The sequence below is a fragment of the Pseudomonas sp. B8(2017) genome, from assembly GCF_002113575.1.
Lineage (GTDB): Bacteria > Pseudomonadota > Gammaproteobacteria > Pseudomonadales > Pseudomonadaceae > Aquipseudomonas > Aquipseudomonas putida_Z.
The window spans coordinates 86315-104672 of record NZ_NEIO01000013.1; the positions used below are offsets into that span (position 1 = coordinate 86315).

16 protein-coding genes and 1 pseudogene are annotated in these 18358 nt (G+C 63.5%); 4 read left to right on the plus strand and 13 right to left on the minus strand.

The features are described from left to right. Positions 1–108: 108 nt before the first annotated feature. The 3 genes from CAG22_RS18540 to CAG22_RS18550 form a co-directional block, all read right to left on the minus strand. Positions 109–999, minus strand: a complete 891-nt coding sequence (locus CAG22_RS18540) for an alpha/beta hydrolase (protein ID WP_085705911.1) — start codon at positions 997–999, stop codon at positions 109–111. An 82-nt stretch (positions 1000–1081) separates the two neighbouring features. After that, entirely contained in the window at positions 1082–2428 is a 1347-nt protein-coding gene (locus tag CAG22_RS18545) for a sensor histidine kinase (RefSeq protein ID WP_085705912.1), read from the minus strand. Further along, on the minus strand, positions 2428–3120 hold the full coding sequence (locus CAG22_RS18550; RefSeq protein ID WP_025337533.1) for a response regulator transcription factor: 693 nt from the start codon (positions 3118–3120) through the stop codon (positions 2428–2430). The genes CAG22_RS18545 and CAG22_RS18550 overlap by 1 nt, the downstream gene beginning before the upstream one ends. 182 nt (positions 3121–3302) lie before the next feature. Between CAG22_RS18550 and CAG22_RS18555 the strand changes: the two genes are divergently transcribed. From CAG22_RS18555 to CAG22_RS18565, 3 genes are all read left to right on the plus strand, one after another. After that, positions 3303–5480, plus strand: coding sequence for a TonB-dependent siderophore receptor (locus CAG22_RS18555; RefSeq protein ID WP_085705913.1), 2178 nt, complete (start codon positions 3303–3305; stop codon positions 5478–5480). Between the two features lie 327 nt (positions 5481–5807). Further along, positions 5808–6050 carry a hypothetical protein gene (locus CAG22_RS18560; RefSeq protein WP_085705914.1) on the plus strand — a complete coding sequence of 81 codons (243 nt, stop codon included), beginning with the start codon at positions 5808–5810 and terminating at the stop codon, positions 6048–6050. 156 nt (positions 6051–6206) lie between these two features. Then, positions 6207–6470: a DUF3077 domain-containing protein gene (locus CAG22_RS18565; RefSeq protein ID WP_085705915.1), complete on the plus strand. Its 264-nt coding sequence runs from the start codon at positions 6207–6209 to the stop codon at positions 6468–6470. A 15-nt stretch (positions 6471–6485) separates the two neighbouring features. Here the strand turns inward: CAG22_RS18565 and CAG22_RS18570 are convergent. After that, a pseudogene (locus CAG22_RS18570) lies at positions 6486–7459 on the minus strand (cyclase family protein). Positions 7460–7716: 257 nt separating this feature from the next. Between CAG22_RS18570 and CAG22_RS18575 the strand changes: the two are divergent. Further along, the gene (locus CAG22_RS18575) at positions 7717–8826 is read left to right on the plus strand and encodes an NAD(P)/FAD-dependent oxidoreductase (RefSeq protein WP_085705916.1); all 1110 of its coding nucleotides are present in this window, start codon (positions 7717–7719) and stop codon (positions 8824–8826) included. 19 nt (positions 8827–8845) lie between these two features. On the opposite strand, the gene CAG22_RS18580 is transcribed toward CAG22_RS18575, so the two are convergent. The 9 genes from CAG22_RS18580 to CAG22_RS18620 form a co-directional block, all read right to left on the minus strand. Further along, the gene (locus CAG22_RS18580) at positions 8846–9523 is read right to left on the minus strand and encodes a c-type cytochrome (RefSeq protein ID WP_085705917.1); all 678 of its coding nucleotides are present in this window, start codon (positions 9521–9523) and stop codon (positions 8846–8848) included. Between the two features lie 9 nt (positions 9524–9532). Further along, complete coding sequence (locus CAG22_RS18585) at positions 9533–10480, minus strand: copper resistance protein B (RefSeq protein WP_025337538.1); 948 nt, start codon at positions 10478–10480, stop codon at positions 9533–9535. After that, positions 10470–10793, minus strand: a complete 324-nt coding sequence (locus tag CAG22_RS18590) for a hypothetical protein (protein ID WP_085693269.1) — start codon at positions 10791–10793, stop codon at positions 10470–10472. The genes CAG22_RS18585 and CAG22_RS18590 overlap by 11 nt, the downstream gene beginning before the upstream one ends. Continuing rightward, positions 10790–12550 carry a copper resistance system multicopper oxidase gene (locus CAG22_RS18595; RefSeq protein ID WP_085705918.1) on the minus strand — a complete coding sequence of 587 codons (1761 nt, stop codon included), beginning with the start codon at positions 12548–12550 and terminating at the stop codon, positions 10790–10792. Before CAG22_RS18595 ends, CAG22_RS18590 begins: the two co-directional genes overlap by 4 nt. A 332-nt stretch (positions 12551–12882) precedes the next feature. Further along, a complete protein-coding gene (locus CAG22_RS18600) occupies positions 12883–14079 on the minus strand; it encodes an ABC transporter permease (protein WP_085705919.1) in 1197 nt (398 codons plus the stop codon). After that, on the minus strand, positions 14079–15290 hold the full coding sequence (locus tag CAG22_RS18605; protein ID WP_085617883.1) for an ABC transporter permease: 1212 nt from the start codon (positions 15288–15290) through the stop codon (positions 14079–14081). Before CAG22_RS18605 ends, CAG22_RS18600 begins: the two co-directional genes overlap by 1 nt. Next, complete coding sequence (locus CAG22_RS18610) at positions 15290–15976, minus strand: ABC transporter ATP-binding protein (protein ID WP_039614639.1); 687 nt, start codon at positions 15974–15976, stop codon at positions 15290–15292. The genes CAG22_RS18605 and CAG22_RS18610 overlap by 1 nt, the downstream gene beginning before the upstream one ends. Continuing rightward, positions 15973–17124 (minus strand): efflux RND transporter periplasmic adaptor subunit, encoded by a 1152-nt coding sequence (locus tag CAG22_RS18615; protein ID WP_085705920.1) that lies wholly within the window; start codon positions 17122–17124, stop codon positions 15973–15975. The genes CAG22_RS18610 and CAG22_RS18615 overlap by 4 nt, the downstream gene beginning before the upstream one ends. A 433-nt stretch (positions 17125–17557) precedes the next feature. Then, positions 17558–18259: an XRE family transcriptional regulator gene (locus tag CAG22_RS18620; protein WP_085705921.1), complete on the minus strand. Its 702-nt coding sequence runs from the start codon at positions 18257–18259 to the stop codon at positions 17558–17560. Positions 18260–18358: the final 99 nt, after the last annotated feature.

The window sequence follows — 18358 nt, forward strand, 5'->3', positions numbered from 1 at the left end:
CAGGTTGCCATGAAAAGATGAAGCCTGTGATGGCGCAGGTTGCAACTGAAGGTGAAGCCTGTGGGGGCTCTGTGGGAGCGGGTTTACCCGCGAAGAGGCCAGTGCAGGTTATCGGGACATCCCTTCAATTACCCGCTTCAGCGAAGCCGGTAACATCGGCCCATGCCCCAGCCCGTCAATCCGCTCGAACCGTGCCTGCAACCCCGGCACCTTGGCCAGGTCTACCACCAGCTCCCGCGCCGCCCGTTCTCCATCCCCTTGCACCGGCATGCGCGGGTTAGCCGGCTCCTCACTCCCGCGCATCAGCAACAATCGAGGCCGGCTGCTACCCAAGCGCTGGTCAAGCCCCTGCGCCTCACGCACGATCGCACCGTCATGCCACCACAGCGAAGGGCTGGCTGCCACATAGTCACTGAAAGCCCCAGGCCGGGTGAACAGCGCATGCAGCACGGCCAACCCACCGTAGGAATGCCCCCACAACGTCTGCCGCTGCAGGTCGATCGGTGCCACACCCGCTACCAGCGGCCGCATGCGCTCGCTCAGCAGATCGAGGAACTCGTCCACGCCACCGCTCGGTTGCCCGGTCAACGGGTCCAGTTGCTCAGCCGGCCCAGGCAACGCCGGGGTGTAATCATAGGTACGCCCGACCCGCTCGATCCGCTGATCGGTCTGGTACCCCACGGCCACCAGCAATGGCGCCTGGCCGGCGGCAAGCTTGCCCAGCAGCAGGCTGTCCAGCGCCCCCAGCGCGGCGTTGCCATCGAGCATCCACAGCACCGGGTAACCCGCCGCTGGCGCCGGGCGGTCTGGTTTGCCTACCCACAAGCGGTAATGACGCTGGCCATCGGCCGAGTCCAGGTCGAGTTGGCTGAAGCGGTAGGCCAGGTCCTGGCGCTGCAGCAGCGAGGTATCCATCCTCTGTTGATGCTCGGGCTGCGCCAGGGCAGCAGGGGCCGCAAGGGCCAGTGCCAAAGCCAGCGTCAGGGTCATCTTGCTCATCAGGTGTCTCATCAGGGCTTTGCAAGGAGCGCAAGGCAGAAACGCCAAGATGATAATCAGTCCTGATTGAGCGTAAAGCGCATTAACTTTCTAAACAGTCCCGGGCCATCGGCAAAGTCATGTGCAGGCACAGGCCTGGGTGACCGTTGCTGGCCCACAAGCGACCGCCTTGCAGTTCGATGGCGCGGCGGGCGATGGCCAGGCCCAGGCCGAAGCCCGCGCCGCTGTCGGCCAGCCGCTGGTAGGGCTTGAAGATGCGTTCGAGCTCGGCGTGCGGCACCCCGGGCCCCTGGTCACTCAGGCGCAGGTGCCAGCAGTCGCCCTCCAACCAGCCATCCAGGCTGACCCGGCCCTCGGCCGGCGAGTGGCGGATGGCATTGCGCATCAGGTTTTCCAGGGCTTGGGCCAGGCTGTCCAGGTGGGCTTGCACCACGCAGTCGGGGCCGAGCGAGCAGGGCAGGCGGGCGCGGTTCCAGCCGCTTTCGAAGCAGATGTCCTGGCACAAGGCTTCCCACACTGAAACCATCAATACCGGTTCGGTCGGCAAGCTGGGCTGTTCGGTGTCCATCCAGGCGAGGTCCAGCGTGTCCTCCAGAAGCTTCTGCATGTCGGCGACCTCGCGGTCCAGGCGCTCGCGCAACTGGGCCGGCGGCAAGCCGCTGTCATGGGCGATGCGCAGCCGCGCCAGCGGCGTGCGCAGTTCGTGAGACAGCGTGCGCAGCAACAGGCGCTGCTGCTCCAGGCTCTGGCGCAGGCGCCCGGCCATGTGCTCGAAGGCCTGCGCCAGTTCGCCAAGCTCATCGCGCCGCTCCTGCAGGGGCAGGGCCGGGCTGTCGAGGTCGTCGGCACGCAGGGCGTCGGCGCGGTCGCGCAGGCGGTTCAGTGGCACCACAAGGTGGCGGTACAGCGCCAGAACCAGCAGCAGGGCGAGTAGCGTGGGGGCAACGCCATGGGTGATTACATGGGTCCATGGGGTCAGGCCGGTAGGCAACAGGTGTTCGGGCAGTTGCATTACCAGGCGACCGTGCTCGGGGTGTTGCGGGAACTCGATGCTGACGTAGGGCAGTTCATCCTGCAGGCGCCGGCTCATCGGCCAGTCGAGCTTGCGCATGAAGGTCAGGTGGCTAGCTTCCTCAGCGCTGAGTGGGGTGCTGCCAAGGCTCTGCAGGTGCGGCCCGACCAGCGCCACCCAAGTGCCCTCGGCCTGTTCCAGTTGCCTGCGCCAGGCCTCGGCACCCTCTGCGCCGCCTTGCTCCCATGCCTGTTCGGCTTGCTGTGCAAAGCGCGCCAGGTAGTCCTGGTCGGCTTGGGACAGGAAGTAGGTACTGCGCTCCACCGACAGGCCCCAGGTCCAGATCAGCCAGGTCAGCAACAGGCAGAAGCCAACCTGCAGTACGGCCAGTTTCCATAGCAGGGGATGACGGCGCATCAGGCTTTTTCCGTGTCGACCAGGATGTACCCCTGGCCGCGTACGGCCTGGATCTGCAGGTGCTGGGCATCGATGTCGGCCAGCTTGCGGCGCAGGTTGCACACATGCACATCCAGGCCGCGATCCAGGCGGGTGTAGGCCCGGTGCAGCACGGTCTGGTAGAGAAATGGTTTGCTCAAGGCTTCGGAAGGGTGGGCCCGCAGGGTGGCCAGCAAGCGGAATTCGGACGCGGTGAGGCCGGCAGCCTTGCCGTTGTGGATAACGTCCTGGCGGTCCTGGTCGAGCATCACCTCGCCGACGTCGGCACGCAGCGCCGTACCACGATCGAACGCCACACGCCGCAGCAATGCATCGACCCGGGCGTCCAGCTCGGCCAGGCTGAAGGGCTTGGGCAGGTAATCGTCCGCGCCCCGGGTAAAGCCACTGATGCGATCCTGCTCGGCCCCCAGCGCCGACATCAGCATGACCGGCACCGCCTGCTGCTGGCGCAACTCGTCGAGCAGGCTGAGGCCGTCGATGCCTGGCAGCATGATATCCAGCAGCACCAGCTCGAACTGTGATTGCTGTATGGCATTCAGGGCCTGGACGCCGGTGGCGCATGCGTGCACTCGGAAACCCCGGTTGAGGAAATGGCGTTCCAGGTCCTGACGCAGGCTTGCGTCGTCTTCGGCTAGGAGGAGTGAGGTGGGCACGGCGAGCCTTGAATGAGAATTCGTATCAGTTACGAATCATCCCATTGCCGGCAGGGCGAGGGCAACGCCTGGATGTGTTAAGAAGGTTAATCCTGCTGCACCCCCGATTTCCCTTCGGTATCGTTCGCAAAAAGCAACTTGTTTCGTTTGCGAATTACTACCATTTGGGGAAAGGGTGTGTCATGAGCAGTTTCAAAAGTTTGGGGGACTCGCGACGGGGTCGGGGCTGGCTGGTGCTGGGGCTGTTGGCGCCGTTCTCGTTGTCGGCACTGGCCGAGACGGTAGCGACTCAGGCGTCTGCCGAGGACAGCGCGCTTGACCTGCCGGCATTGACCATCGAAGGCAACCGCCTGTATGACATGCTGCCGTCGGAAGAAACTGGCGGCTACAGCGTGGATGCCGCCACCGTGGGCACCAAGACCCCCGCAGCGCTCAAGGACATCCCGCAATCGATCACCGTCTACACCCAGGACTACGTCAAGGACCGCCAGTTCGTGCACCTCGATGACCTGGCCAAGTACACCGCCGGCCTGCGAACCCTGACCAACGACAGTGGCCGTTCGTCGATCTACGCCCGTGGCTACGAGTACAGCGAGTTCAATATCGACGGCCTGCCGGCGCCCATGGCCAGCATCTTCGGTACAGTACCGTCACTGGCGGCATTCGACCGTGTCGAGATCATGCGTGGCCCGGCCGGGCTGTTCAGCAGCACCAGCGAACTGGGCGGCATCGTCAACATGGTGCGCAAGCGCCCGACCGCCGAGTTCCAGGGGCACGTCGAAGGCAGCTATGGCACCTGGGACACCAACCACGAAGAAATCGACCTGAGCGGGCCGCTGGATGATGCCGGCCGCGTGCGCGGGCGCTTCATCGCCTCGCGTGACGACACCAATGGCGAGGTCGACTACAACGCCAACACCAGCAACAGCTACTACGGTGCGCTGGACGTCGACCTGGACGACGCCACCACCCTGTCGTTCGGCCTGATTCATGAAGTGAAGAACATCACCCCGCACAATGGCTATCCGGCAACGCTGTCCGGCGAAGTGCCCGACTTCAGCCATTCGAAGTTCCTGGGGGCCGACTGGAATTACTTCGACGGCAAGACCACCGACCTGGTCGCCGAGCTGACCCACCGCTTCGACAACGGCGGCTATGGCCGTGTCGCAGCCCGTGGCTCGCATCGCGACACCAATTACCTGTACGCCTTCACCGCGACCAACGCCACCACTGGCGCGAACTCCGAGCGCGCCAGCGCCCGCGATTTCACCCAGGACACCTACTCGCTGGACGCCAGCTACAGCCAGCCGTTCGAAACCTTCGGCCAGGTCAGCGAATTCGTGGTCGGCAGCGACTACAAGAACTACGACACCGAGTACCTCAACGGCACAACCAACCTGGGCGCCATCAACGTCAATACATACTCGCCCAAGCAGTTCGCCAAGCCATCGCCCAACTACAGCACCGAGACCGGTATGCAGGAAGAGGAATACGGCCTGTACTCCAAGGTCACCTTCCGCCCGGTCGAGCGTCTGGCGCTGATCGCCGGGGGCCGCTTCAGCTGGTATCGCGGTGATTTCTACACCACTACCCTCAGCAGCGGCGCCACCACCAACGACAGCAAGCGCGTGGATGGCCACTTCACCCCGTATGGCGGCCTGGTCTACGACCTGACCGAGAACCATGCGCTGTACGCCAGCTATTCGCAGGTTTTCAAGCCCCAGTCCGACACTGACAGCAATGGCCGGGTGCTCAAGCCGCGTGAGGGCGAGCAGTACGAGTTCGGTCTCAAGAGCAGCTACTTCGGCGGCGACCTGAATACTCGCTTCTCGGTGTTCCGCCTGACGGACAAGAACCGCGCGACCACCGTGCATGACGCCGACGGTGTCGCTACCACTGACTCTGTTGCATCCGGCAAGACCCGTGTGAAAGGCGCCGAAGTGGAAGTGAGCGGCAAGCTGACGCCGAACTGGGAAGTGCTGGCCGGCTACACCTGGATGGAAACCGAAACCCTCAAGGGCGATGCCGAAACCACCTTCTTCATCATGCCGCGCAACCAGGCATCGCTGTGGAGCAAGTACACCATCAGCCAAGGGCCGCTGAACGGCCTGGCCATTGGTGGCGGTATTTCGGCGATGAGCAACTTCTATTCCGAGAACGGCGGTGTGCGCATCGACGCGCCAGGCTATGCGACGGTGGATGCAATGCTGTCTTATCCGGTTACCTCGAAGCTGACGGCCACCTTCAACATCAACAACCTGTTCGACCGGGACTACCTGTCGCGGGTGGGGTCGACCTCGACGTTCAACTTCTACGGGCCGTCGCGGAGCATGATGGTTGGGGCGCGGTATGACTTCTGATAATCAGATTTTTCCCGTTGCGCGTAGGCCATTTCTGAAATAGCTTCCTAGCGCCCTTGAGCCATTGCGGTGGTGTTCCTGGCGGACTAGTGTGGCCCAGTCGTTGCCAAATCAGCGACCGGGCCTGCAAGCCCGCTCAGAGAACGATTACCGATCACCAATAGCCAATGGCATGCTATTGCGCGCGCTTGATGGTGGCTGCGTACGGGAGGTTTTCGAACCTGCCGGTTTCGTTCTCTGCCGGTCTTGCAGACCTGTACGTGGCCGCCCCCCATCACACTGCAAGTAATGAGTGGCGGTTCTAGCCAATCAATTGAGAACCTCACCATGCTTAAGATTGTCCCCGATCCACCCCACGATATTCATTCCCTTGAAGACACCCTGATCCAGGCCACGGACTATGCGCTCTGCGCTGCGACCGTTGTGCATCAGGCCATGCTGCTGCAGCCCAAGTTGCCGGCGTCGGTTTTGATGATGACGTCGATGCATGAACTGGAGACGCTGCGGGCTTTGCTGGAGTCGGCATTGATTCAGGTGCAGATGCCCACTGGGCCCAGAACTTTGCACTGAGGCTTGAGTGATGTGTTGTCTGGGCGGGCCCTTTCGCGGGTAAACCCGCTCCCACAGGATCACCACAGTCTTCAAGACTTGCACAGTACCTGTGGGAGCGGGTTCACCCGCGAAAGGGCCCGTCCAGGCAGTCGAGAACTTTCAGGGGATTCAAAAATGACCACAGAAGACACCCAATTCACTGTCGGCAAGACCACGTTCTACCAAGGCGAACATGGCACCCACCCACTGTTCCGCATCGAGCCCGGCATCCCCTGCCGCGATGCCCGCGAGCAGTCCTCAGAGTTGATGGGCTATGTCCGCGAACTGACCATCACCGGCCTGATGGATGAGAAGCCGATGATGATCTGGGCTGCGCACTACCTGAGTGCGATGGCCAAGGCGCTGATGGATGATGCCGAGCTGGGCATGGGGCATTGAGGCGACCCCGCACAGTCACTTGATCACGATCGGATTCACCGGTGCACCGCTGCCGCCGACGATCTTCAACGGCGCTGCGGTGTACAGGAATTGCCACTGCCCATCTTCCGCGCAATCCCTGGCCAACTCATCAAGAATCACCACTTCGGTAAAGGCCACGCCGAGGTTGCGCATCAGGGCGTTGTGCAGCGGGATCAACACCCCGGACTGCGGGTCCACGGCGACCTCGTTGGCCATGGTGTCGGTGATCAGGTTGGGGATTTCCATCTCGTGGAACCATTCCACCAGCGCCCGGCTGAAGGTCAGGCCCGGCTCGGCGAAGTCCTGGTAGAACTCCTCCGGCTCGCGCTCGTAGAACGAGCCGATCCAGCCGGTACGGATGATCAGGATGTCGCGCTTTTCAATTGCAACACCCTGGGCCTCGGCAGCTGCCATCAAGTCAGATGGTTGAAGGTCTCGCCCTTGTCCAGCACGCTTTTGCCACGGTGGCGGGCCATGTCGATCAGTACCGCGCGCCCGACTACGCCACGCTCGGCGATCGGCAGGATACTGGCCTTGTCCATGCCGCCGATGGTGCTCATGGCGTCATAGCCGTTCCACAGTTTGTCGTCGTGCCATACATGGCCGAGGGCGTCGTACTGGGTAGAACCCTGCAGGTGCATGAAGATCACATCGTCGGCGTACTCCACATGGCCGTCGAAGTGTGCTTTCCCAGCCAGGAAGTGGCCCTTGTCCAGCACGTTGGCCCTCACCGACGGGCGCCGACCGGGCCACAGGGGTTCGCCCTTGGGGTGGCCGATCTGCACTTGCAGGGTGAAGGTCTTGCCTTGGCGCACGCTGGCGATGCCGCGCAGGATCTGCGCGCTTTGCAGGTAGTTGAGGGCGCCGACTTCATCGTCCGGCCCCCATTTGCCCCAATTGCTGGGTAGGCCTTCGAGCAGGGCTTTGACGTTGGGTGCGTGATTGTTGTTGAACTTGTGATCGCACATGGGCTGTCCTTGGTTTGAGTGCAGACCAAGCCACAGTAATCAGGCGGTGCGGTGCGTCGATAATGAAAAGAGCTGATCCGGGGATGACTATTCGTTATCGGGGAGCCGCGGCGAAACCCGCTGTCTGGAGGCTGGTGAGAGATAACGTGGGGTGATCTCCCGATCAGAACCCTTCATTATTCACTGGCCAAGTGCTTGATTAGAGTGGCGCCTGGGGTGATACAGGCCAGTCAAGCCTTTCGACAAGCGAGGTACAGGTGAGCGTTGATATCGAGTGTGTGGTGGTCGGGGCCGGTGTGGTCGGCCTGGCGGTGGCGCGTGCCTTGGCCCAGGCTGGCCATGAAGTGCTGGTGGTGGAGGCGGGCGAGGGCATTGGCGTCGGGGTCAGCTCGCGCAACTCCGAGGTGATCCACGCCGGCCTGTATTACCCCGATGGCAGCCTCAAGGCGCAGCTGTGTGTCGAGGGCAAGCAACGCCTGTATGCCTATTGCGACAGTCGGGGCGTTGAATGCCAACGCCTCGGCAAACTGATCGTCGCCACCGATGCGGCCCAGGTCGAAGGCTTGCAGCGCCTGCTGGAGCAGGGCCGGCGCAATGGTGTCGATGACCTGCAATGGCTCGACGCCGACCAGGCGCGTGAGTTGGAGCCGGCGCTGTCATGTGTCGCCGCGCTGTGGTCGCCGTCCACCGGCATCATCGACTCCCACGGTTTGATGCTCGCCCTGCTGGGTGACGCCGAGGCTGCGGGCGCCACCTTGGTACTGCATACCCCGCTGCTTGCCGCGCGGGTGATCGAGGCCGGTTTCAGCCTGGACATGGGCGGTGCCGAGCCGATGAGCCTGACCTGCCAGCGGCTGGTCAACTGCGCTGGGTTATCGGCAGTTGAAGTCGCTGGGCACATCACCGGCCTCGACCCGGCCCATGTGCCCAAAGCCTATCTATGCAAAGGCAGCTATTTCAGCCTGAGCGGTCGTGCGCCATTTCGGCACCTGGTGTACCCCGCACCGGAACACGCCGGCCTGGGCGTGCACATGACCCTCGACCTGGGCGGCCAGGCGCGCTTCGGCCCGGATGTGGAGTGGGTGGAACATATCGACTACCCGGTAGACCCCCGGCGCGGCGACAGCTTCTATGCCGCCGTACGGCGCTATTGGCCCGACCTGCCCGACGCCAGCCTGCAACCGGCCTACAGCGGTATCCGCCCGAAAATCAGCGGCCCGCAGGACCCGGCGGCGGACTTTGTCATCAGTACGCCCGCCGAGCATGGTGTGCCGGGGCTGGTGAACCTGTTTGGCATCGAGTCACCGGGGTTGACCAGTTGCCTGGCATTGGCGGATCGCGTGCTGCATGCCCTGCGTGACAACTGAAGGCAGTGCGAAGCTGCCTTCAGTCTTTATGCATGTGCTGCTTGCCATCGCGATGAGTATGGGCCTTTGAATGCCCCTCATCATGCTGGCCTGCGCCCGAGGCCTGCTCACCGTGGTGGCCAGGCACGTTGCCGCGGTGCTGGCCTTCATGATTGTGCATTTCACTTTCGCCACCACCATGCTGGTGGCCGCCACTGGCCGCGACCATCGTTTTGTATTGTTCGGCGTTCAACTGGGGTAACTGGTCCAGGAAGGCGACGATGCCCCAGATGTATTCATCGCCCATGCTCTTGCCCCAGGCCGGCATGCCGGAGGCCTTGATGCCGTGCTTGATGATCCAGAACGCCGCAGCGGGGTCGCCACCAATCCCGCTTTTGGCCAGGTTGGGGGGCGATGGATACAGAGCCTGGCTGAGCTCGGTCTTCTCGACGCCAGGTGCAAGGTGACAACCGATGCACATGGCGTTGTAATTACCGGCGCCGGTACCAATCAGCGTTTCATCTTTCAGGTCCGGCACCTCGATGTCCCTGGCCCGTACGGCGATCGATCGGTCCCGTGCCATGGCCAGAAAGGCATGCACGGCGGGGAAATGGGGATCATCGGCCCCGACGTTGACCAGGCCGGAGTACGCAGCACCCAGTACGGCCACGCTGGCCACCGCGCCTGCTGCAACAAGCGTTGTTATTGTTCTTTTCATGTCTGGTTCTCAAAACCACATGCGGATACCGGCCACGAAACGCGCTTCATCCACATCACCACCCTCGTCGCGGATGAAATCGGCGGTCTTGCCGTAGGAGCGGTTCCAGGTGATGCCGATGTAAGGGGCGAACTGGCGGACTATTTCATAGCGCAGGCGCAGCCCGACTTCAGTATTTGCCAGGCCGGAACCGACGCCGCGCACAGGGTCGTTCTTGCCATAGAAATTGGCTTCAGCGGTCGGCTGCAGGATCAGGCGGTTGGTCAGCAGAATGTCATAGTCGCCTTCCAGGCGCGCGGCAGTCTGGCCGTTCTCGCCAATGAACGCGGTGGCTTCGGCTTCGAAGTCGTAAAGCGCCATGCCCTGGATACCGAACGCCGCCCAGGTCTGGGGGGATTCAGGCTTGAAGTCCTGGCGCACCCCGGCAACCACATCCCACCATGGGCTGATCGAGCGGCCGTACAGCAGCTGCAATTCGGCATCCTCGGTGACACCGTTGGTACGTTCACCTTCGGAGCGGATCCACAGCCGGTTGATATCGCCGCCTACCCAGCCGGAAGCATCCCAGGCCAGCGTGCTGCCTTCATCGGCATCCTGGTACTCGAGCTGGTCCAGCAGGAAGAAACTGTTGATAGCACTGTCGTGCATCTGATGCCCGCCCAATGGGGGGAAGGCTGCCTGGCGGTCGGCATCGGTCAGCACCGGGATCGGGGTACGGCTGGTCGTCGGCGTATCCGTCGAGCCGTGGTTCATTTTCGAATGGTCCATCGCTTCATGGTTCATGGCTCCATGATCCATGGCGCCGTGGTCCATGCCCGGCATGCTGCCATGATCCATCTTGCCGTGGTCCATCATCGAATGGTCCATTTCTTCAGCGGCGAAGCTGGGCGCAGCGCCCAGCACGCCGAGCGAAACGGTCAATGCCAGCAGCGATGGTCGTGCCAGGCTATTGAGCATCTTTCCCTGCCTTGGCTTTGTCGCTGCCATGGGATTCCATCATCTTGCCGTGGTCCATGCCTTGCATCGAGCCATGGTCCATACCCTTCATCGAACCGTGGTCCATGCCCTTCATGGCGCCATGATCCATGCCCTTCATCGAACCATGGTCCATGCCTTGGGCGCCCTTGGCTTTTGCGGCATCGGCAGGCTGCTGATTGTTGCCGCCGGACCACGACGACGGGGCATAAACGGCAAACAGGCCGGCCATTGCAGCAGAGAGGAAAAACGCGCTTCGTTTCATTGGTTTGCTCATCTCGGATCTCCAGTTCATTCGTCCACACGGACTTCGCGGAACATGCCCATTTCCATGTGGAACAGCAGGTGACAGTGATAGGCCCAACGCCCCAGGGCATCTGCCGTGACGCGATAGCTTCGTTTTGAGCCAGGCGGCATGTCGATCGTGTGTTTGCGCACCATGAAGTTGCCGTTCTCATCCTCCAGGTCGCTCCACATGCCATGCAGGTGGATGGGGTGGGTCATCATGGTGTCGTTGACCAGGGTGATGCGCAGGCGCTCGCCATACTTGAGGCGCAGTGGCTCGGCATCGGAAAACTTGATGCCGTCGAAGGACCAGGCGAACTTTTCCATATGGCCGGTGAGGTGCAGCTCGATTGTGCGACCAGGCGCGCGGCCGTCCGGGTCCGGGAAGGTACTGCGCAGGTCCGCATAGGTCAGCACACGGCGGCCGTTGTCACGCAGGCCGATGCCCGGATCGCCCAGTTTTGGTGTCGGGGTCATGGTCTGCATGTCGACCAGCGGGTTGTTGCTCTCGGAGTCTGGGTGGCTCTGCATGGGCGCGCTGGTACCAGCCATGTCGCCATGGTCCATGCCAGCCATGCTGCCGTGATCCATGCCTGCCATGTCGCCGTGATCCATACCGGCCATGCTGTCGTGGTTCATGCCGCCATGGTCCATGCCCATATCGCTCATGGAAATGATCGGCCGTGGATCGACAGCTGGAACAGGGGCTTGCAAGCCTTCGCGAACAGCCAGGGTGCCCCTGGCATACCCGGTACGGTCCATGGATTGAGCGAAGAGGGTGTAAGCCTGCTCGCTTTCGGGCTCGACGATGACGTCGTAGGTTTCGGCAACGGCGATGCGGAACTCGTCGACCGCAACGGGTTTGACATGCTGCCCATCCGCCGCGACAACCGTCATCTTCAGGCCGGGAATTCGCACATCGAAATACGTCATGGCCGAGCCGTTGATGAAGCGCAGGCGGATTTTCTCGCCCGGCTTGAACACGCCCGTCCAGTTACCGTCCGGGGCCTGGCCGTTCATCAGGTAGGTGTAGGTGTAGCCGCTCACATCAGCGAGATCGGTGGGGCTCATTTTCATCTCGGCCCACATCTTGCGGTCGGCTACTGCCGCGGACCATCCCATTTCGCTCACATCGTTGACGAAATCGCCCACCGTGCGCTTGTGGTAGTTGTAGTAGTCAGACTGCTTCTTGAGCTTGGACAGCACCTGTGCAGGGTCTTCATCCGTCCAGTCGCTGAGCATGACCACATAGTCCCGGTCATAGGTGAACGGCTCAGGCTCTTTCGCGTCGATGACCAGGGCACCATACACCCCGACCTGCTCCTGGAAACCGGAGTGGCTGTGGTACCAGTAGGTGCCGTTCTGCTGGACCTTGAACTTGTACTCATACATGCCGTCTGGGGCGATGCCATGGAAGCTCAGGCCCGGCACGCCGTCCATGTTCGCCGGCAGGATGATGCCGTGCCAGTGGATGGAGGTGTCCTGCTGCAAGCGGTTGCGCACACGCAGCGTGACGGTATCGCCTTCGCGCCAGCGCAGGATGGGCCCGGGAATGGAGCCGTTGATTGCCATCGCTGTACGTGCAGTGCCGGTAATGTTGACCGGCAGCTCACCGATGTAGAGGTCGAAGTCGGTGCCGCTCAGCACATTCGGTTGGCCGGGGCTGGTCACGGCCCAGACCGGCGCGCGCCACATGCCCAGCCCGCCAAGCAGTCCGGTAGCGGCCAGGCCTTTGACGAAGGAGCGTCTGGTGGTTTTGCTTTGCATGCCGTTGCGTCCAGTCAGTCGAAAAGTTGCTGGTATTCAGGCGGTTGAACGCCCCAGCCCGTGGGGCGAGAAGCCCCACAATCTTCCTTAACGCTAGCGGACCTGCGCTGTCAGCTGGCTGAGCTTCAGATTACTTTTCTGTCAGCTTGTGGTGGGTATGACTGATGAAGCGCATGGCAGGCAGAATCTGGGGCCGCCTTGCGGCCCTTCGCGGGCACGCCCGCTCCCACAGGGATGGCGCTGTAGCCAGGACATGCGCGGGACCTGTGGGAGCGGGCGTGCCCGCGAAGGGCTGCAAAGCAGCCCCATCAAGCGGCTCTTTGGCCTGGCCGCTACTCGATGCGCAGCGCCGCCACCGGATGCAAGCGGGCCGCCCGCACGGCCGGAGCCAGGCCGGCGAGAATGCCGAGCATCGCCGCCAGCAGCAGCGCCAGCAGCAGAAACAGCGGTTGCAGCGCCAAGGGCAGGCTCGGCATGGCCAGGTGCAGTAGCCCCAGCAGCAGGCCCATCAACAGCAGGCCAAGCAGGCCACCGGCCAGGGACAGCAGCGTCGCTTCAGCGAGAAACAGCCCAAGTACCTGCCGCGGACTGGCGCCTATCGCCCGCAACAGGCCGATTTCTGCCGTGCGCTCGCCCACAGTGGTCGTCATGATGGTGAGAATGCCGACGGCGCCGACCAGCAGCGAAATGCCCCCCAAGGCACCAATGGCCAGGCTCAGGGTGCCGAGAACGCGGTTGAAGCTGCGCAGCATGTCGTCCTGGGTGGTCAGGCTGAAATCCTCCGCACCGTGTCGTTCGCCGAGCACCTCGCGAATCTGCCGGCTCAATGCTCGTGAAGTGGTACCTGCGCCGAACACCACATGGGCTTTGACCACCCCGGTGCGGTTGAACAGGCTTTCCGCCCAGTCCACCGGGATGTAGGCGATATCGTCGAGGTTGAAACCGAGCAACTGGCCTTTCTCCGCCATCACGCCGATCACCCGGAAACGCACGCCGCCGACGCGGATCAGCTCACCCAGCGGGTTGCGCGCCCCGAACAGCTCGGTACGCAGCTGATGGCCGAGCACCACATAGGGCGGCGAACGGCCGTCACGGGCCGGGGGCAGGAACTCGCCCAGGCTCAGCTGCATGCGCCAGGCCTGCGCCATCTGATGGCCGCCACCGAGAATGTCGCTGCGCCGGCTCAGTTGACCGAACTGGATATTCCCGCTGCCCTGAATGATCGGCACCGCCGCCTCGACATGCGGCAAGCGCCGCAGGGCGTCGGTGTCACTGATGGTCAGTGGCCGCACGCTGCCAAGCAGGCCGCCGAGGCCGCTGGTCTGGGTCTTGCCCGGGCGCACGGTGATGATCCGCGTACCAAACTGCGAGAAGTTCTCCAGCACATAGCCGCGCACGCCTTCGCCTATGGCCGTGAGCAGCGCCACGGCGGCTATGCCGATCGCTACCCCGAGCAGGGTCAGCAGGCTGCGCAGCGGGCGGCAGGTCAGCGCCGAGCTGGTCAGCCGGAAACCATCTTGCCAGCGCATCAGTGCGCCCCCGGCGGGCGTAGCGCCGCCACCGGCTCCAGCGCCGAGGCCCGAGCGGCCGGCAGCCAGGCGAACAGCAGCGCCGTGCCGAGTGCCAGCAGCACGGCGCCAGCCCGCGCCCACCAGGGGGCATAGAGCGGCAGATGGAACGCCAGGCGCCCCAGCCAGAGCAAGGTTTCGGCCAGCAGCAGCCCTGCCAGTGCCCCTGTCAGGGCCAACAGCGCCGCCTCGCCGAGGAACAGCAGGCGCAGCTGCGCCGCCGTAACGCCTATGGCTTTGAGCAGGCCGATCTCGGCGCTGCGCTGGCTCACTGCAATCCAGGTCACGTTCATGATCAGGATGCCTGCCACCAGCAGGCTGATCGCGGCAATGCCAGCCACCGCCAGGGTCAGCACCGCGAGTATCTGGTCGAAGGCGCTGAGCAGGCTGTCCTGGCTGACCAGGGTGACGTCCTCCTCACCCTCGTGGCGCTCCTTGAGCGCGGCGAGTATCAGCTGCTTGCTACGGTCGAGAAAGCTCGGACCATGCACCTCGACAAACACCCGCGACAACCCCTCGCTATTGAACAAGGCCTGGGCGCTGGCCACCGGGATGATCAACATCTCGGCGAAATCCATCCCCAGCGATTCGCCCCGCTCACCGAGAATGCCGACCACCCGGAAGCGCCGGTCGCCAGCGCGCAACCATTCACCCAGGGCCGGGCGAGCTCCGAACAGCTCGCGCCGGAGTTTGCCGCCGATCACGCAGACGGCTTCGGCCTGCTCAGGGTCCAGCGTCGGCAGCGGCTGGCCTTGTACGACCGCCAGTTGGCGAATGGCGAAGAAGTCCCGGGTGGTGCCCAGCGTCAGCACTTCACGATTGCGGTTGCCGACTATCACCTCCATCTGCCCGGCCTGCTGCGGCGCGACCCGGCGGATGCCCGGCAACCGGGTGATGGCCTGGACATCCTGCAAGGTCAACTCGTGTGGCGTCAGGCCGGTGAGCGGCGGCATTCGCCCGGTGGTTTCCTTGCGCCCCGGGAAAACGATGAGGATGTCGCGCCCGAGCAGCGAGAATTCGTTCAGGACGAAAGCCCGCGCCCCCGCGCCAAGACCGGTGAGCAGATTGACCGCGACCACCCCGATAGCGATGGCCAGCAGCAGCATCAGGCTGCGTGAGCGATGCCCACGCAAGGCACCTAGCCAGAAGCCCAGGGCATCGGCAGCGCGCATCAGGCCAGCGCCCACTGCGGCGCAATACTGTGGATCCGCCCGTCACGCATGTGTAGCTGGCGCTGTGCGCGGGCGCCCAGGTTGGCATCGTGGGTCACCACTATCAGGGTCAGCCCCTCGCCGTTGAGCTCTTCCAGCAGGCTGAAGACCTCTGCGCCGGCCTGGCTATCGAGATTGCCGGTGGGTTCGTCGGCCAACAGCAGCGCCGGTTGCATGACCATCGCCCGGGCGATCGCGACGCGCTGGCGCTGGCCACCGGAAAGCTCGGCCGGGCGGTGGGCAATGCGCTCGCCCAGCCCCAGCCGTGCCACCAATTGGCTGCTGCGCTTGCGCCGTTGTGCCGCACCAATGCCGGCAAGGACCATCGGCAGCTCGATATTCTCCAGCACCGTCAGCCGTGCGATCAGGTGGTAGGACTGGAACACGAAACCTATCAGTCGGCTGCGCAACTGGGCGCGGCGCGCCTCGCTCAGGGCCGCCGTGGCCTCGCCCTGCAGCCAGTATTCGCCGGCGCTCGGCGCATCGAGCAGGCCGAGGATGTTCAGCAAGGTCGACTTGCCCGAGCCTGACGGGCCCATCACCGCCATGTAGTCACCGGCGGCGATGTCCAGGTCCAGGCCATCCAGCCCCATCACCTGCTGCTCGCCCAACTGGAAGCTGCGGCTGCCGCCGCGCAGGCGGATCATTTCTCGGTCTCCGCGGCATCCACCGGGATTACCGCCACCGTATCCTTGAGCCCTTCCTGCTCGTGGCTGGCGACTATGCGTGCGTCCTCGTCCAGCCCTGCAAGCACCTCGGTCCAGCGCCAGTTGCTCAGCCCGGTTTGCACCTGCACCTCGCGCAACACCCGGGCGCTCGGGTCATATCGCAGCACACGCTGCCCCTCCAGCAGGGTCTCGGTGGGGATGCGCAAGGCACCCGCGTGCTGCTCCAGGAGGATCTCGACATCGGCGCTATAGCCGGTGAGCAGGGCCAGGTCTGCCGGCGGCTGGTCGAAGCGCACCTCGACATCGACGGTGCGCGCCTGCTTCTCCAGTTCGCGCACATAGGGCGCGATGCGGCTGACGAGGCCGGTGAAATGCTGACCACGGAAGGCATCCAGGCTGATCCGTACGGCGGTTCCCGGGTGAACCCGGGCAGCGTCCACCTCATCGATCGGTGCTTCTACATACAGGCAGCTGTCGTCGATCAGGTCGACTGCCGGCGGCGTGGGAATACCTGGCGGCGAAGGGGTGACGAACTCGCCGAGTTCGCCGTTGATTTCTGCGACGATGCCGGCGAATGGTGCACGCAGGGTTGTCTGTTCCAGCAGTGAACGCTGCAGCTGCAGGCTGGCGTCGGCCTCGCGGATCAGCACGGCACTGGCACTGCACATCAGCTTCGCCAGGTTGGCCTTGGTCGCCGCCTGATCGAGGCGATCGGCGGCAATCAACTTGCGGTCGGCCAACTGGCCCAGGCGATCAAGGTCGCGTCGGTCCAGCAGAGCTTGCTGGCAGCGCTGTTCGCGGGTGTTGCGCTGGGCCTCCAGCCGCGCCTCGGCTTCCTGCAGCCTGGCCTGTTGCTCGTCCTGCCGCAGGCGCATGAGCACCTGACCCGGCTGGACCCGTTGGCCTTCGCTGACCAGCAACTCGGCAACCTGGCCGCCGACATTGAAGGACAGGTGCGAGCGTCGACAGGACTTCAGCGTACCCGCGCGCGTGTTGGCCACCACCGTCTCCACCGGCCCCCGCTCAACTTCCAGCAGCCTGACCGGCACCGGCTGCGGTCGACTCAACCAGCCGCCCAACACCACGAGACAAGCCAGGATCGACGAGCCAATCAATAATTTGCGCATGGACTACACCTCCTCCCATATGGCTTGAGCCTAGATCAGGAGGGTGAAAGCTCCACACGAAACGTCATTTATCCGACGATATTCGGATGAGCGTTAGTATAGTGTCAGATAAATGGCGAATGAGATTTTTTTCGCTCATGAAGCGGCGATTCCCCGGCCATGGGAAGGCTGCAGAAAGTTTCAGAGGATGAGAATGGCGGGCATTAAAAAGCCGGCTTGTGGCCGGCTTCTCGGGGACGCTTCCGACTAATTTATGGTAAGCCGCAATCGCCTTAACTGTGTGGCCATCAAGGGCCTGAAAGAGATGGCAGATGCCCGTGTGGGATATCGCCGAGCCCTCTGGACCGCGGCTCGCGCCGGTCGGGGGCTGAATGTGCGGCGTAGCATACAAGGGCGCGCGCAGGATGCCCAGCAAAAAATGGCACAGGTTGTTTCAGTCGGGCCGTTGCTGGCGGAAATGCGACCAGTGGAACACCCAGCCCAGAATCTCCAGCCCTTGTGTCTGGCGCTGGGCGGTGGTGTAGCGTTCGACCGCATAGTTGCGCCGATCATGGCTGTGCAGGTACAGCGTGCCGTGCTGGCCGAGGCTGAGGTTGTTCACCCTGAGCACGCCGTTGTGCAGCAGGGCATAGGTTTCGCCCTCGAACACCTGAGTCATGCCCAGGTCGATGGCCAGGGTGGCCTGCAGCGGAATCAGCGGGGTCATGTTGCTGGCGGGCATCGCCAGGCAGATGGCGTTGTCGGCATGCACTCCCAACCCTTTCAGGGCTTTTGCGGGCAGGCACATGTGCTTGCCCGCCACGGGCGACAGCAGGCCGTTGTGCAGTTCGTAAAAGGGCACCTTCAGTGCCCGGCCGCCTTGCGCCGACAGCGGCGTGCGCGGGTTGGCGGGCGCCGGCCCTGGCGGGCAGCTGCGCAGGATCGGGTTGTGGTGTTTGGGGCCTTCGCCCGTGCGCAACCAGCGACGATGCACGCAGAAAAGGTCGGCCATTTCGTCCAGCCGGGCCAAAGGCACGCCGCGCTTGAGCCAGTTGTTGACGTGCTGGGGGGTGACGCTGCGCTGGGCGGCGAAATCGGAAGAGGTCAGGCCACATTCGTGGAGGAGGGCTTTGAGTCGGTCGCCGGATGTGTTCATGGCGGCGAGTGTAGCGGCGGGGTGCCCGCAAGGATATGAACCGGATGTTGATGGGGGTTGTGTGAAAAGCGCCTGTTTGTAGGGCGTTGGAGTAGGACT

Excerpts from the sequence above, each read along its gene's own strand:
- CAG22_RS18540 (WP_085705911.1), bottom strand. The coding sequence starts at position 999 with ATGAGCAAGATGACCCTGACGCTGGCTTTGGCACTGGCCCTTGCGGCC.
- CAG22_RS18545 (WP_085705912.1), bottom strand. The coding sequence starts at position 2,428 with ATGCGCCGTCATCCCCTGCTATGGAAACTGGCCGTACTGCAGGTTGGC.
- CAG22_RS18555 (WP_085705913.1), top strand. The coding sequence starts at position 3,303 with ATGAGCAGTTTCAAAAGTTTGGGGGACTCGCGACGGGGTCGGGGCTGG.
- CAG22_RS18560 (WP_085705914.1), top strand. The coding sequence starts at position 5,808 with ATGCTTAAGATTGTCCCCGATCCACCCCACGATATTCATTCCCTTGAA.
- CAG22_RS18565 (WP_085705915.1), top strand. The coding sequence starts at position 6,207 with ATGACCACAGAAGACACCCAATTCACTGTCGGCAAGACCACGTTCTAC.
- CAG22_RS18580 (WP_085705917.1), bottom strand. The coding sequence starts at position 9,523 with ATGAAAAGAACAATAACAACGCTTGTTGCAGCAGGCGCGGTGGCCAGC.
- CAG22_RS18585 (WP_025337538.1), bottom strand. The coding sequence starts at position 10,480 with ATGCTCAATAGCCTGGCACGACCATCGCTGCTGGCATTGACCGTTTCG.
- CAG22_RS18590 (WP_085693269.1), bottom strand. The coding sequence starts at position 10,793 with ATGAACTGGAGATCCGAGATGAGCAAACCAATGAAACGAAGCGCGTTT.
- CAG22_RS18595 (WP_085705918.1), bottom strand. The coding sequence starts at position 12,550 with ATGCAAAGCAAAACCACCAGACGCTCCTTCGTCAAAGGCCTGGCCGCT.
- CAG22_RS18600 (WP_085705919.1), bottom strand. The coding sequence starts at position 14,079 with ATGCGCTGGCAAGATGGTTTCCGGCTGACCAGCTCGGCGCTGACCTGC.
- CAG22_RS18605 (WP_085617883.1), bottom strand. The coding sequence starts at position 15,290 with ATGCGCGCTGCCGATGCCCTGGGCTTCTGGCTAGGTGCCTTGCGTGGG.
- CAG22_RS18610 (WP_039614639.1), bottom strand. The coding sequence starts at position 15,976 with ATGATCCGCCTGCGCGGCGGCAGCCGCAGCTTCCAGTTGGGCGAGCAG.
- CAG22_RS18615 (WP_085705920.1), bottom strand. The coding sequence starts at position 17,124 with ATGCGCAAATTATTGATTGGCTCGTCGATCCTGGCTTGTCTCGTGGTG.
- CAG22_RS18620 (WP_085705921.1), bottom strand. The coding sequence starts at position 18,259 with ATGAACACATCCGGCGACCGACTCAAAGCCCTCCTCCACGAATGTGGC.